The following is a 13434-nucleotide window of genomic DNA, read 5'->3' as shown; positions in this document are numbered from 1 at the left end:
CCGCGATGACTATGCTGGCCCGGCCCGCCGTCACGGTGGCCGGGCCGGTCGCATCTCGGGGAAGGACGCACGTGCTGCTCGACACCTTCGGACGACAGGCCGTTGACCTGCGGGTCTCCCTCACGGACCGGTGCAACCTGCGGTGCACCTACTGCATGCCGGAGGAGGGCCTGCAGTGGCTGGCCAAGCCTGACCTGCTGACCGACGAGGAGATCGTCCGGCTGGTCACCGTCGCGGTGCGCGACCTGGGCGTGCGCGAGGTCCGCTTCACCGGCGGCGAGCCGCTGCTGCGCCCCGGACTGGTCGCTGTCGTCGCCGCCTGCTCGGAGCTGGAGCCGCGCCCCGAGCTCTCGCTGACCACCAACGGCATCGGGCTGGCCCGCACCGCGACCGCGCTGCGCGAGGCCGGGCTCGACCGGGTCAACGTCTCGCTGGACACCCTCGACCCCGAGGTGTTCCACACCCTCACCCGCCGCCACCGCCACCAGGACGTGCTGGACGGGCTGGCCGCCGCCGAGGCCGCCGGGCTGGCGCCGGTGAAGCTGAACGCGGTGCTGATGCGCGGGGTCAACGACCACGAGGCGGCCGACCTGCTGTCCTGGTGCCTGGAGCGGGGCTACGAGCTGCGCTTCATCGAGCAGATGCCGCTGGACGCCCAGCACGGCTGGGACCGCTCGTCGATGGTCACCGCGACGGAGATCCTGGAGCTGCTGCGGGCCCGCTTCGAGCTCACCCCCGAGCCGTCCGCGCGCCGGGGCGCGGCGCCCGCCGAACGCTGGCTGGTGGACGGCGGGCCGGGCCGGGTGGGCGTGATCGCCTCGGTCACCCGCCCGTTCTGCCGGGCCTGCGACCGCACCCGGCTGACCGCCGACGGGCAGGTGCGCAACTGCCTGTTCGCCACCGGGGAGACCGACCTGCGCACCGCGCTGCGCTCGGGCGCGGACGACGCCGAGCTGGCCACGCTGTGGCGGGCGGCGATGTGGGGCAAGAAGGCCGGGGCCGGGATCGACGACCCGGAGTTCCTCCAGCCCGACCGGCCGATGTCCGCGATCGGCGGCTAGGCCGGCGCCCCGGCGGTCAGGGACGTCCGGCGGTCAGGCCGGTGCCCCCGGCGGCTCCGCCGCCCGTCCCGGCGGTCAGGCCGACTTCTCGGAGTCCCCGGTGCCCTCGGCGGCCTCCGGGGCCCAGTCGGCGAAGGCGACGACCTCCTTGAGGAAGCCGCGCACCCCGAGGAACTGGGACAGGTGCTCGCGGTGCCCGTCGCAGGCGAGCCAGGTCTTGCGGCGGTCCGGGGTGTGCAGCTTGGGGTTGTTCCACACCAGCACCCAGCCGGCGTCCGCCCGGCAGCCCTTGGCGGAGCAGATCGGCGTCTGCGGGGTGTCCATCGGGCCGTCCTCAACGATTGGCGGGTACGTCTGCACCGCCAGTCTGTCACGCCCGCGCGGGCCGACCGGATCCGGACATGGCGACGCCGGGCAGCCACGGGGGGAGCCGCCCGGCGTCGGTCCGTCGCTCCGACGGGGGATGCGGAGCGCGTACGCAGTATGTCACGCCAAGACCCTCGGATGGGGAGGTCTTGCATGATTAATCTGAGCTTCTTCTGAGCTTTCGCCGAGCCGAACGGGGGTGAAACGACACGAAACGGACGGTCAGTCCACGTCCTGTGAAGGATCGGTGGGAACCGCCTTCGCCTCTTGCGCACCGGCCTTCGCGCCCGCCCCACCCGTCCCACCGGGGCCGAGCATCAGCGGGGTGTCGAGCGGGATGTCGAAGGTGCTCGGCAGTCCCGGGGCCCGCTCCCGGCCCGCGTTGGCTATCAGCACCGCGAAGTACGGCAGCAGCACGGCGCCCGCCAGCGCGGCGAACGCCAGCACCCGCTGGACGTCCCACAGCACCACGGCGAGCAGCACGCACGCCGTGCGGGCCAGCATCGAGATGACGTAGCGGCGCTGGCGCCCCCGGACGTCCTCGGTGAGGCTGCTGCGCGCACCGGTGATCCGGAAGACCTGCCCGCCGTCGGCACTCTTGCCCATGTGTCCTACCGCCCTCGTCACGCACCCCCGCGCCTGGCCGCGCGGCCTCCTCACGGTACGCCCGGACACGGGCGGCGACGAGACCGGGTGGGCCGGACCCACCCGGTCGGGTACGCGAAGGGCCTGTCCGGCGGAGCGGACAGGCCCTGGGCGGCGGGTGCCGGCACGGTCCGCGCGCCGGCGCGGCCCGGCGGGTTACGAGCGCCGGGAGAGGTACTGCGGGGGTACGGCGTCGGTGAGCCAGACGCCGTTCTCGCTGAGCCGGAACTCGTGGCCGGCCGCCGTCATCGCCGCCGCGTTCACGGTCAGCACCACCGGACGGCCGTGCCGGGCGCCGACCCTGGTCGCGGTCTCGGTGTCCGCCGAGAGGTGGACGTCCTGGCGGGCCATCGGGCGCAGGCCCTCGTGGAAGATCGCCGCCAGGTGCCGGTCGGCGGTGCCGTGGTAGAGCACGGGCGGCGGCACGGCGGCGGCCAGGCCGAGGTCGACCGCCACCGTGTGGCCCTGGTTGGCGCGGATCGAGAGACCGTCCGGCGAGTAGCCGAAGCGGCGCTTGTCGTTGGTCGCCACGACGTGGTCCAGCTCCGCCCGGGTGAGCGGCCGGCCCCGGGCGGCGAGCGCGGCGAGCAGCTCGTCGACCCGGACCCAGCCGGCCGCGTCCAGGGAGACCCCCACCAGCCCGGGCTCGTGCCGCAGGATGCGCGACAGCATCTTGCTCGACCTGACCAGGCGCTTCTCGTCCATCATGTCCCTCGTCCCCCGTCGGTCAGTGGCTAGGAGGCCTGGCTGACCGAACTCATGTTGAAGTCCGTGACTCGCACGGGCGGCATCGCGGTGCGGGTGACGTCGTCACTCCATTCGCGGGGCAGGCAGCGCTCGGTGCGGCCCACCTCGGTGATCCGGTTCAGCAGGTCCACCGGGGACTCGTTGAACCGGAAGTTGTTGACCTCGCCGACGACCTCGCCGTTCTCCACCAGGTAGACGCCGTCCCGGGTGAGGCCGGTGAGCAGCAGCGTCGCCGGGTCCACCTCGCGGATGTACCAGAGGCAGGTGAGCAGCAGGCCGCGCTCGGTGCGGGCGATCATCTCGTCCAGGGTCGGCGCGGACTCCTGGTCGGCCGTCTCCAGCACGAGGTTGTCGATCGCCGGGCGCAGCGGCAGGCCGGTGAGGGCGGCCGCGTGGCGGCTGGTGATCAGGTCGTTCAGCACGCCGTCGCGGATCCACTCGGTGGCGGCGATCGGCTGGCCGTTGTCGAAGACCGAGAAGTCCCCGCCGGTGGAGTGGGTGAGCACGAACGGCGCGGCCTCCAGGCCGGGCTCGTGCGGGTCGGAGCGCAGCGTCAGCGGCAGGGGGCTGAGCTTCTCGCCGATCCGGGTGCCGCCGCCGGGCTTGGCGAAGACCGTCCGGCCCTCCTGGGCGTCCCGGCCGCCGGAGGACCAGTTGAGGACGATCAGCAGGTCGGCGACGGCCGAGGGCGGCAGCAGCGCCTCGTAGCGCCCGGCCGGCAGTTCCACCTTGCGGGCGCCCCAGCCGAGCCGCCTGGTCAGCTCGGTGTGCAGGGCGGTGACGTCGACGTCGGCGAAGTCCCGGGTGGCGGCGCCCACCCAGGCCGAGCCGGACAGGTCGGCGGTCTTGGCATTGATCTCGACCATGCCGGTGGGCTGGTCGTGGCGCAGCCGCAGGCCGGTGGAGCTGCCGAGGTAGCTGGAGGTCATCTCGTGCCGGGCGAAGCCGTACAGCAGTTCGCCCTGGGCGGCGGCCCGGGCGAAGGCCTCGCCGAGGGCCGGGCCGAAGGCGTCGAAGACCTCGATGGAGGTCACCGCGGGCGGTTCGGTGAAGTCCGGCGAGGCGGGCCGGCCCGCGATCAGCGGCTGGGCGTCCTCGGCCGGTCCGGCCGCGCGGGCGGCCTCCTCGGCGGCCCGCACCAGGTCTTCCACCTCCTCCGCGGTGACGGCCTCGCGGGAGACCACACCGGAGGCGGTGCCCTCGGCGCCGGCCACGGTGGCGATCACGGTGAGGCGGCGGCCGCGGGTGACGCCGTTGGTGGTCAGCGCGTTGCCGGCCCAGCGCAGGTTGGCGGTGGACTCCTCGTCGGCGATCACCACGCAGCCGTCGGCGCGGGAGAGGCCGAGAGCCAGCTCGACGAGTTCGTGGGGCTGCTTCGCGGTCATCAGTGACCCGCCTCCTGCTGGGTGTTGAGCACGTTGACGTTGCGGAACAGCGCCGACGGGCAGCCGTGGCTGACCGCCGCGATCTGGCCGGGCTGGGCCTTGCCGCAGTTGAAGGCGCCGCCCAGGAGGTAGGTCTGCGGGCCGCCGACCGCCGCCATCGAGCCCCAGAAGTCGGTGGTGGTCGCCTGGTAGGCGAAGTCCCGGACCTGGCCGGCGAGTTCGCCGTCCTTGATGGCGTAGGCGCGCTGCCCGGTGAACTGGAAGTTGTACCTCTGCTGGTCGATCGACCACGAACGGTCGCCGACGATGTAGAGGCCGTTCTCGACCTGGGCGACCAGGCCCGCGGTGTCCGGGCCGTCGGCGGCCGGCTGGAGCGAGACGTTGGCCATCCGCTGCACCGGGACGTGCGCGGGGGAGTCGGCGAAGGCGCAGCCGTTGGAGCGCTCGAAGCCCTTCAACCCGGCGATCCTGCGGTCGAGCTGGTAGCCGACCAGGACGCCGTCGCGGACCAGGTCCCAGGACTGGGTGGCCACGCCCTCGTCGTCGTAGCCGATGGTGGACAGGCCGTGCTCGGCGGTGCGGTCACCGGTGACGTGCATCAGCTCGGAGCCGTACCTGAGCGAGCCGAGCTGGTCGAAGGTGGCGAAGGAGGTGCCGGCGTAGGCGGCCTCGTAGCCGAGCGCGCGGTCCAGCTCGGTGGCGTGGCCGACCGACTCGTGGATGGTCAGCCAGAGGTTGGTCGGGTCGAGGACCAGGTCGTAGCGGCCCGCCTCGACGCTCGGCGCCCGCATCTTCTCGGCCAGCAGGACGGGCAGTTCGGCGAGTTCGGCGTCCCAGTCCCAGCCGGTGCCGGTGACGTACTCGTAGCCGCGGCCGACCGGCGGGGCCAGGGTCTGCATCGAGTCGAAGGCGCCGGTGCGCTCGTCGACCGAGGTGGCCTCCAGGTCGGAGTGCACCCGGATCCGCTGCTGGGTGGTCACCGTGCCGGCGGTGTCCGCGTAGAACTTGTTCTCCTGGACGGTCCGCAGCGCCGCCTGGACGTGCGAGACGCCCTCGGCGGCCAGCAGCCGGGCGCTGCGCTCGGCGAGCAGCGCGGTCTTCTCGGCGTCCGGCACGTCGAAGGGGTTGACCTCGTACGAGGAGACCCAGGTGACGTCCCGGTACACCGGCTCGTCGGCCAGCTCGACCCGCTCGGTGGAGCCGGCCGCCCGGCCGATCCCGCCGGAGAGGCGGGCCACCGCGACGGCCTGCTCGGCGACCCGGGCGGCCGCCTCGGGGGTGAGGTCGACGCCGGCGGCGAAGCCCCAGGCGCCGTCCAGCACCACCCGGACGGCGAAACCGAGCCGCACGCTGTCGGAGGTGCCGGCCGGACGCGCGTCGCGCAGCCGCCAGGAGGCGCTGCGGATCCGCTCCAGGCGGAAGTCGGCGTGGCTCACGCCCAGTTCGCGGGCCCGGGTGAGGGCCGCGTCGGCGAGGGGGCGCAGCGGCAGGGCGAGGAACAGCGGGTCGACGGCGCGCCCGTTCGGCGCGCCGGAGCGATCGGCCGGAGGGATCGGAGGCAAGCGGGCTCCCAGGTCACGGAGGGTGGCGGTGCGGCGCCACAGGGGCGCCCGCACCGCATCATTTCCCGTCCACCGGGTTTCCGGCCAGCGCATTTCGACCGGTGCGCCGCGGTTCCGGCCAGGACGGCCGACCGCCGGGCCCGCCCCGCCGGGGGCCGGCGCGGGCCGTCAGCCGACGGCCTCCCACCAGCCGTCCAGCTCCGGCGGGTTGTCGACGTCGACCCGCTCGCCGGGGCGCGGCACCGCCAGCGGGACGGCCTGGTCCTTGGCGGCCTTGACCAGCCGCTCGATCGGCTCGGCCCAGGGGTGCAGGCCCAGGTTGAAGGTGCACCAGTGGACGGGCACCAGCAGGCCGGCGGTCAGGTCCCGGTGGGCGAGGACGGCGTCCTCGGGGGTCATGTGGATGTCCGCCCAGGCCGCGTCGTAGGCGCCGATCTGGACCAGCGCGGCGTCGAACGGGCCGTGCTGCTCGCCGATCCGGGCGTAGCCCTCGAAGTAGCCGGAGTCGCCGGTGTAGAAGACCCTGCGGTTCGGGCCGGCGACCACCCAGGAGCCCCACAGGGTGGTGTTGCGGGTCAGCCCCCGGCCGGAGAAGTGGTGCGCCGCGGTGAGGGTGAGCACCAGGCCGCCCAGGGTGCAGGTCTCGTCCCAGTCCAGTTCGATGATCCGGTGCTCGGGGACGCCCCAGCGGCGCAGGTGGGCGCCGATGCCGAGCGGCACCGCGAACGGCGCGGACTGGCTGCGCACCAGGCGCTTGACCGTCGCCATGTCCAGGTGGTCGTAGTGGTCGTGCGAGATCAGCACCGCGTCGACCTGCGGCAGCTCCTCCAGCTCCACCGGCACCGGGTGCAGCCGCTTGGGGCCGACGTGCGCGGCGGGGGAGCAGCGGTCGCTCCAGATCGGATCGAGCAGCACCCGGAAGCCCTCGACCTCCACCAGCACCGAGGCGTGCCCGTACCAGGTGACCTCCACGCCCTCGGCGGCCGGCCCGGGCGGGGTGGCGGGGCGGACGGTCGGCACCGGGTGGGCGGGGACGCGCCCGGCCCGCTCGAACAGCATCCGGCGGGCGGTGGCGCCGTCGAAGCCGGGCGCCCCCGCGGCGCGGGCGAGCGTGGAGGGCGCGTTGTGGAAGACGCCGTCGCGGTACTGCGGGGAGTTGCGCACCCGCTCCTCTCGCTCGCCGTCCGGCCGCCGCCCGAACGCCGCGGGCAGGTCGCGCAACGACCACGCGGCCGCGCCCAGGCCGGCCGCCAGGGCGGTGAGGGCCAGCAGTCGTCCGCGCCGGGGTGTGCTCCCGGACCGTGCCTTGGTCATCCGTTCTGCCTTCGTCGCTCGCCGGGACGGTAGGGGATCGGTACGGCAGGTCCCGGGCCGGCCCGCACCACGGGGGCAACGGGTGCGCCCGTCCGTGTGGTTCCCGTACAGTCGCCCCGATCCGGGCAGCGCCCGGGCCTGGGCGGCGTCCGCGGCCGGGGCGGCTCGGGCGGCCGCGGATTGTCGGATTGCGACAGATCCGCCGGTAAGGCGCTGTGGGAGCCCGATGCGCCGCCGCCGCCGACCGCCCGATAGCGTCACACTGCGTACGCGTTCCGGCGTACGCGCTCACACACGGAGAGAGGTGGATCGTTGAGCCGCTCGGTTCTCGTCACCGGAGGAAACCGGGGCATCGGCCTCGCGATCGCCCAGGCCTTCGCCGAAGCGGGCGACAAGGTGGCCATCACCAGCCGCTCGGGCGAGGTGCCCGAGGCGCTGGCCAAGTACGACGTCCTCGCGGTCCGCTGCGACATCACGGACGCCGCGCAGGTCGACGCCGCCTTCACCGAGATCGAGCAGAAGCACGGTGCGGTCGAGGTGCTGGTCGCCAACGCGGGCATCACCAACGACACCCTGCTGCTGCGCATGACGGAGGAGGACTTCACCTCCGTCGTGGACACCAACCTGACCGGCACCTTCCGGGTGGTCAAGCGCGCCTCGAAGCTGATGATGCGCGCCCGGAAGGGCCGCGTCGTGCTGATCTCGTCCGTGGTGGGCCTGTCCGGCTCCCCGGGCCAGGCCAACTACGCCGCCTCCAAGGCCGGCCTGGTCGGCTTCGCCCGGTCGCTGGCGCGCGAGCTCGGCCCGCGCAACATCACCGTCAACGTGGTCGCCCCCGGCTTCGTCGACACCGACATGACCGCCGTGCTCAGTGACGAGCGCCGCGCGGAGATCGTCTCGGGCGTGCCGCTGGGCCGCTACGCGGCGCCCGCCGAGGTCGCCTCCACCGTGCGGTTCCTCGGGTCGGACGAGGCCGCGTACATCACTGGAGCCGTCATTCCCGTCGACGGCGGATTGGGCATGGGTCACTGATCATGAGCGGAATCCTCGAAGGCAAGCGGATCCTGATCACCGGTGTGCTGATGGAGTCCTCCATCGCCTTCCACACCGCCAGGCTCGCGCAGGAGCAGGGTGCGGAGATCATCCTCACCGCCTTCCCGCGCCCGAGCCTGACCGAGCGGATCGCCAGGAAGCTGCCGCACCCGGTCAAGGTGCTGGAGCTGGACGTCTCCGACCCGGAGCAGCTGGCCGGCATCGCCGACCAGGTCCGTGAGCACCTGCCGACCCTGGACGGCATCGTCCACTCGATCGGCTTCGCCCCGCAGGACGCGCTGGGCGGCAGCTTCCTGGACACCCCGTGGGAGTCCGTGGCCACCGCCATGCACGTCTCGGCGTACTCCCTGAAGTCGCTGACCACGGCGCTGCTGCCGCTGATGCAGGACGGCGGTTCGGTGGTCGGCCTGACCTTCGACGCGCAGTTCGCCTGGCCGCAGTACGACTGGATGGGCCCGGCCAAGGCCGCCCTGGAGTCGACCAACCGTTACCTGGCGCGCTACCTGGGCGAGCGGGACATCCGCTGCAACCTGATTTCGGCCGGGCCGATCGGCTCGATGGCCGCCAAGTCCATCCCGGGCTTCGGCGACCTGGCCGACACCTGGAACCACCGCTCCCCGCTGAAGTGGGACCTGAGCGACCCGGAGCCGGCCGGCCGCGGCATCGTCGCGCTGCTGTCGGACTGGTTCCCGAAGACCACCGGCGAGATCATCCACGTCGACGGCGGTCTGCACGCCATCGGCGCCTGACGCTCCGCCCGTACGCCGCTGCCCGGCACCCCTCCTCGGGGGTGCCGGGCAGCGGCGTTCCGCGTTCGCGCGGGGGCGGTCAGGCCTCGGCGGTGGCGCAGGCGCCGATGGCGCGGCCGGCCTCGACCGAGGCGCGCTGGGCGTCGCCGGCCCGGATGGCCTCCAGGATGGTGTGGTGGCCGATGTAGCGTTCGGCGATCAGCTCGGGGCCGACGTCGTGCCGCAGGTGCTGGCGGGTGACCTCACCGAGGTCGGCGTAGACGGCGAGCAGGACGTCGTTGTGGGAGGCGGCCACCACGGCCTGGTGGAAGGCGGCGTCGGCCTGGACGAAGTCCTCGGCGTCGCCGGAGTGCCAGGCGGCCTCCCGGCGGGCCAGCGCGCCGTCCAGCAGCTCCAGGTCGCGGGCGGTGCGGCGGTGGGCGGCGAGGCCCGCCGCCGAGGTCTCCAGCGCCGCCCGCAGCTCGGCGACCTGTCCCTGGTCGGCGTCGGCGAAGCGGCGGTGCATCACCCCGGCGAGCTCGCTGGTGGCCAGCACGTAGGTGCCGGAGCCCTGTCTGATGTCGAGCAGGCCGTTGTGGGCGAGGGCGCGGACGGCCTCGCGGACGGTGTTGCGGGCGACGCCCAGCTGCTCGACCAGGGCGGCCTCGGTGGGGATGCGCGAACCGACCGGCCACTCCCCGGAGGTGATCTGGGCGCGCAGCTGGGCGATCACCTGGTCGGACAGCGGGGTGCGCCTCGGCGAGGACAGCGCCACGGGGGACTCCTTGCGACTACGGCTCGGGTGGGGCCTGGGTGGGAGGCGGCCGGTCCGGGTGGGAGATGGCCGGAGGATGAACGGTCGGCACATCATGCCAATTCCGAGGTGCATCAATTCATCCCATCATTCTATGATGCTCTCCATGTCCGTAGCAGAGACCACCGCTTCCGCCCGGACGGAGGGCCGGCCGCCGCGCGCGGAGCAGCCCGCCGCCTCCGGCTCCGCCAAGTACCTGGGCTGGCTGTTCGCCGTCGCGATCGCCGCCGCCGCCTTCAACCTGCGCCCCGTGGTCACCAGCCTCGGGCCGCTGCTCGACCAGGTCCGCGACGACCTCGGGATGAACCCGACGCTCGCCGGGCTGCTCACCGCCGTCCCGTCGCTGTGCTTCGCGCTGTTCGGCTTCGCCGCACCGGCCGCCGCCCGCCGGATCGGCCCGATCGCGGTCGTCACGGCCGGGATGGGCGCGATCACCGCGGGCGTGCTGGCCCGCTCCTTCGCCGGCGGCACGGCCGTGTTCCTGCTGCTCACCGCGCTCGCGCTGGCCGGCGTCGCGGTCTCTAACGTGCTGCTGCCGGTCGTGATCAAGCGCTACTTCCCGGAGAAGGTCGGTCCGATGATCGGCCTGTACTCCATGGCGCTGTCCGCCGGCACCGCGCTGGCCGCCGCCGTCACCGTGCCGCTGACCAGCGCGCTCGGCGGCGACTGGCGCTACGGCCTCGGCGTCTGGGCCGCCCTCGGCGCCCTCGCCCTGGTGCTCTGGCTGCCCGTGCTGATCGCCAGGCGCGAGCGCGGCGAGCGGTCGGGCGGCGCCGCCGTGCCGGTCAGGCTGCCGATCACCCGCAGCCGCACCGCCTGGGCACTGGCCTGCTTCTTCGGCTTCCAGGCCACCGGCGCGTACGTGGTGATGGGCTGGCTGCCGAAGATCTTCCAGGACGCCGGCATCGACAAGGGCACCTCCGGGGTGCTGCTCGCGGTCACCATGGTGATCGGCGTGCCGGTCTCCTTCGTGCTGCCCAACCTGGCCGCCCGGCGCGGCGACCAGCGGCTGTTCGTGGTCGTGCTGGCCGCCTGCGGGATCGCCGGGTACACCGGGCTGGCACTCGCCCCCGCCGGCGGGTCCTGGCTCTGGGCGTCCCTGGTGGGCCTGTCCAACTGCGCCTTCCCGCTGGTGCTGACGATGATCGGCCTGCGCGCCCGGACGGCCGGCGGCGTCGCGCAGCTGTCCGCCTTCGCCCAGGGCGTCGGCTACCTGATCTCCATCCCCGGCCCGATCCTGATCGGACGGCTCTACGACGTCACCGGCGAGTGGTACCTGCCGCTGGGCTTCCTGGCGCTGCTGCTGGTGCCGCAGATGCTGTTCGGCCTGCGGGCGGCGCGCGCCCGGCACATCGAGGACGAGGCGGTGCACCCGGCGGAGCGCGCCGCGGCGTGACGCCCCGGCGGACGGCGGGCGTGTTCGGGGTGGGAGAATTCCGGACATGCCCGTTCTCGATCCCAACCCCACCGACGGCCGCAAGCAGCTCGGCCGCATCGCCCTCGCCATCGCCGCCATCGTGGTGCTGGTGGCGATCATCGCCACCATCGCCCCCAACCTGGACTGACGGACGCCCGTACGCCGCCCGGCGCCCAGGTGAACGGGGCGGTGGCGACACTCCTCGTCCCTCGGAGTGGCGGCATCCGGGAGCGTCGCGCCACCGGGCCGCTTTTCTGCCAAGCTTGCTGGGTATGAGCGCCGACACGCCCCGCAGGATCATCGTTCTCCGCCATGCCAAGGCCGACTGGCCGGACGGCGTGGACGACCACGACCGGCCGCTGGCCGACCGGGGCCGCCACCAGGCCCCGGACGCCGGCCGCTGGCTGGTCGACTCCGGCATCAACCCCGACTACGTGGTCTGCTCCACCGCGCTGCGCACCCGCGAGACCTGGAAGCTGGCGGTCCACGAGCTGCCGCACCGGCCGCAGAAGACCGTCTACGAGGAGCGGGTCTACGAGGCCAGCCCCGGCGAGATCATCGCGGTGCTCCAGGAGACCCCCGAGGAGTACTCCGACGTGGTGCTGGTGGGCCACAATCCGGGGGTGCTGGGGCTGACCCAGGTGCTGGCCGGGGACGCGGGCGACCCGGACGCGCTGGAGCGGCTGCGGCTCGGCGGCTTCCCGACGGCGGCGATCGCGGTGCTCAGCTTCCGCGGCTCCTGGAAGGGCGTCGAGCCGGGCGCGGCCGAACTGGTCTCGTACCACACGCCGCAGGAGTGATCCCCGGAACGGACCCGAGGGGCGCGCGGAGCTGATCCGCGCGCCCCTCGGGCGCGTCCGCGGCCCGTGCGGCGCGGGGCCCACGCCACCGGCCGGGGCCGGGCCGTCTACTCGGTCGGGGTGCCGTGCAGCGCGTCGGCCGCCTCGACCTCCTCGCGGGTGATGCCCAGCAGGTACAGCACGGTGTCCAGGAAGGGCACGTTCACCGCCGTGTCGGCGGCCTCCCGCACCACCGGCTTGGCGTTGAACGCCACGCCGAGACCGGCCGCGTTCAGCATGTCCAGGTCGTTGGCGCCGTCGCCGATCGCCACCGTCTGCTCCAGCGGCACCTTCGCCTGCTCGGCGAAGCGGGCCAGCCAGCGGGCCTTGCCCGCCCGGTCCACGATCTCGCCGACCACCCGGCCGGTGAACCGGCCGTCCACCACCTCCAGGGTGTTCGCCGCCGCGAAGTCCAGGCCCAGCTGCTCCACCAGGTGGTCGGTGACCTGGGTGAAACCGCCGGACACCACCGCGACCTGGTAGCCGAGGCGCTGGAGCGTACGGATCAGGGTGCGCGCGCCCGGCGTGAAGCGGACCTCGGCGCGGACCTTCTCGGTCACCGAGGCGTCCAGCCCCGCCAGCAGCGCCACCCGGGCCCGCAGCGACTCGGCGAAGTCCAGCTCGCCGCGCATCGCCGCCGCCGTCACCTCGGCGACCTCCTCCTCGCAGCCCGCGTGGGCGGCGAACAGCTCGATCACCTCGTCCTGGATGAGCGTCGAGTCGACGTCCATGACCACCAGGCGCTTGGCCCGGCGCTCCAGCCCGGCGGCGACCACCGCGACGTCCACCCGCTGGGTGGCCGCCTCCTGGGCCAGCGCGGCCCGCAGCTCGTCCGTGGCCACACCGGAGACGGCCAGCTCGACCGCCGTCACCGGGTACTTGGCGAGCCGGAAGACCCGGTCGATGTTGCCGCCCGAGGCGGTGATCCGGGAGGTGAGCGCGGAGACGGCGGCGGCGGTCAGCGGGTTGCCGAGCACCGTGACGTGCGAACGGCCCTCGCGGCGCGGCCGGTTGTCACCGATGCCGGAGAGGATCTCGGCCTGGAGCTTCTGCTCGTCGGCCCAGCGGTGGACGGTGGCCCGCAGCCCGCCCTCGGCGCCGGGCGAGGGCGGCGGGGTGATCAGGGCGCACAGCGTGATGCGGCCACGGGTGACGACCTGCTCGATGTCGATGACGTCGACGCCGAAGCCGGCCAGCGTCGCGAAGAGGCCGGCGGTGATGCCGGGGCGGTCCTTGCCGAACACCTTGACGAGCAGGGTGCGCTCGTCCGCGGTCCGGTGCTGGGCGGCGGGGAGGGGCTCAGCGGCCAGGGGCGATGCGTTCATGGTGGCTCCCACGCTACCGGGCGCCCGACGGCCCGGGGGCACCCGTCCCACCTCGCGGGACGGCACCGGCCGGGGCTCGGTCGCAGCCTGGTCACAGTCACCCGGGCCGACTTTCATCGGCGGTCGACGGGCTGGAATGATTCCCCCCGTCAGTCACAGGAACATCGCACCCCGGCCG

General features: G+C 73.8%; 14 protein-coding genes. 6 read left to right on the top strand and 8 right to left on the bottom strand.

Annotated features, from left to right (window positions below):
• Nucleotides 1–71 precede the first annotated feature (71 nt).
• On the top strand, nt 72–1061 hold the full coding sequence (gene moaA, locus ACIQI7_RS18910) for a GTP 3',8-cyclase MoaA (RefSeq protein ID WP_401111711.1): 990 nt from the start codon (nt 72–74) through the stop codon (nt 1059–1061).
• Nucleotides 1062–1136: 75 nt separating this feature from the next.
• Here the strand turns inward: moaA and ACIQI7_RS18905 are convergent, their stop codons facing one another.
• From ACIQI7_RS18905 to ACIQI7_RS18880, 6 genes are all read right to left on the bottom strand, one after another.
• Nucleotides 1137–1385 carry a hypothetical protein gene (locus ACIQI7_RS18905; RefSeq protein ID WP_401111135.1) on the bottom strand — a complete coding sequence of 83 codons (249 nt, stop codon included), beginning with the start codon at nt 1383–1385 and terminating at the stop codon, nt 1137–1139.
• 264 nt (nt 1386–1649) lie between these two features.
• Nucleotides 1650–2033 carry a DUF3099 domain-containing protein gene (locus ACIQI7_RS18900; RefSeq protein ID WP_401111132.1) on the bottom strand — a complete coding sequence of 128 codons (384 nt, stop codon included), beginning with the start codon at nt 2031–2033 and terminating at the stop codon, nt 1650–1652.
• Nucleotides 2034–2228: 195 nt separating this feature from the next.
• The gene (locus tag ACIQI7_RS18895; RefSeq protein ID WP_401111709.1) at nt 2229–2777 is read right to left on the bottom strand and encodes an RNA 2'-phosphotransferase; all 549 of its coding nucleotides are present in this window, start codon (nt 2775–2777) and stop codon (nt 2229–2231) included.
• Nucleotides 2778–2806: 29 nt separating this feature from the next.
• A complete protein-coding gene (locus tag ACIQI7_RS18890) occupies nt 2807–4204 on the bottom strand; it encodes a metallopeptidase TldD-related protein (RefSeq protein WP_401111129.1) in 1398 nt (465 codons plus the stop codon).
• Nucleotides 4204–5757 carry a TldD/PmbA family protein gene (locus ACIQI7_RS18885; protein ID WP_401111705.1) on the bottom strand — a complete coding sequence of 518 codons (1554 nt, stop codon included), beginning with the start codon at nt 5755–5757 and terminating at the stop codon, nt 4204–4206. Before ACIQI7_RS18885 ends, ACIQI7_RS18890 begins: the two co-directional genes overlap by 1 nt.
• 177 nt (nt 5758–5934) lie before the next feature.
• A complete protein-coding gene (locus ACIQI7_RS18880) occupies nt 5935–7080 on the bottom strand; it encodes an MBL fold metallo-hydrolase (protein WP_401111127.1) in 1146 nt (381 codons plus the stop codon).
• Nucleotides 7081–7392: 312 nt separating this feature from the next.
• Here ACIQI7_RS18880 and fabG point away from each other — a divergent pair, with 312 nt between their 5' ends.
• Together fabG and fabI are read left to right on the top strand one after the other, a co-directional pair.
• Nucleotides 7393–8112, top strand: coding sequence for a 3-oxoacyl-[acyl-carrier-protein] reductase (gene fabG, locus ACIQI7_RS18875; protein ID WP_401111124.1), 720 nt, complete (start codon nt 7393–7395; stop codon nt 8110–8112).
• Between the two features lie 2 nt (nt 8113–8114).
• Entirely contained in the window at nt 8115–8882 is a 768-nt protein-coding gene (fabI, locus tag ACIQI7_RS18870) for an enoyl-ACP reductase FabI (protein WP_401111121.1), read from the top strand.
• Between the two features lie 79 nt (nt 8883–8961).
• On the opposite strand, the gene ACIQI7_RS18865 is transcribed toward fabI, so the two are convergent.
• Complete coding sequence (locus tag ACIQI7_RS18865) at nt 8962–9636, bottom strand: FadR/GntR family transcriptional regulator (protein ID WP_401111119.1); 675 nt, start codon at nt 9634–9636, stop codon at nt 8962–8964.
• Nucleotides 9637–9772: 136 nt separating this feature from the next.
• On the opposite strand from ACIQI7_RS18865, the gene ACIQI7_RS18860 reads away from it, so the two are divergent.
• From ACIQI7_RS18860 to ACIQI7_RS18850, 3 genes are all read left to right on the top strand, one after another.
• A complete protein-coding gene (locus tag ACIQI7_RS18860) occupies nt 9773–11071 on the top strand; it encodes a CynX/NimT family MFS transporter (protein WP_401111703.1) in 1299 nt (432 codons plus the stop codon).
• Between the two features lie 46 nt (nt 11072–11117).
• A complete protein-coding gene (locus ACIQI7_RS18855) occupies nt 11118–11240 on the top strand; it encodes an SGM_5486 family transporter-associated protein (RefSeq protein WP_387758507.1) in 123 nt (40 codons plus the stop codon).
• A gap of 124 nt (nt 11241–11364) precedes the next feature.
• Entirely contained in the window at nt 11365–11892 is a 528-nt protein-coding gene (locus ACIQI7_RS18850) for a SixA phosphatase family protein (protein WP_387758509.1), read from the top strand.
• 107 nt (nt 11893–11999) lie between these two features.
• Here ACIQI7_RS18850 and serB read toward each other — a convergent pair whose 3' ends face one another.
• The gene (gene serB / locus ACIQI7_RS18845) at nt 12000–13256 is read right to left on the bottom strand and encodes a phosphoserine phosphatase SerB (RefSeq protein ID WP_387758510.1); all 1257 of its coding nucleotides are present in this window, start codon (nt 13254–13256) and stop codon (nt 12000–12002) included.
• Nucleotides 13257–13434 lie beyond the last annotated feature (178 nt).

Source organism: Kitasatospora sp. NPDC092039 (genome assembly GCF_044756065.1).
Classification (GTDB): domain Bacteria; phylum Actinomycetota; class Actinomycetes; order Streptomycetales; family Streptomycetaceae; genus Kitasatospora.
The sequence above is the reverse complement of the archived record's forward strand: the minus strand, read 5'-3'. Positions and strand labels throughout refer to the sequence as shown.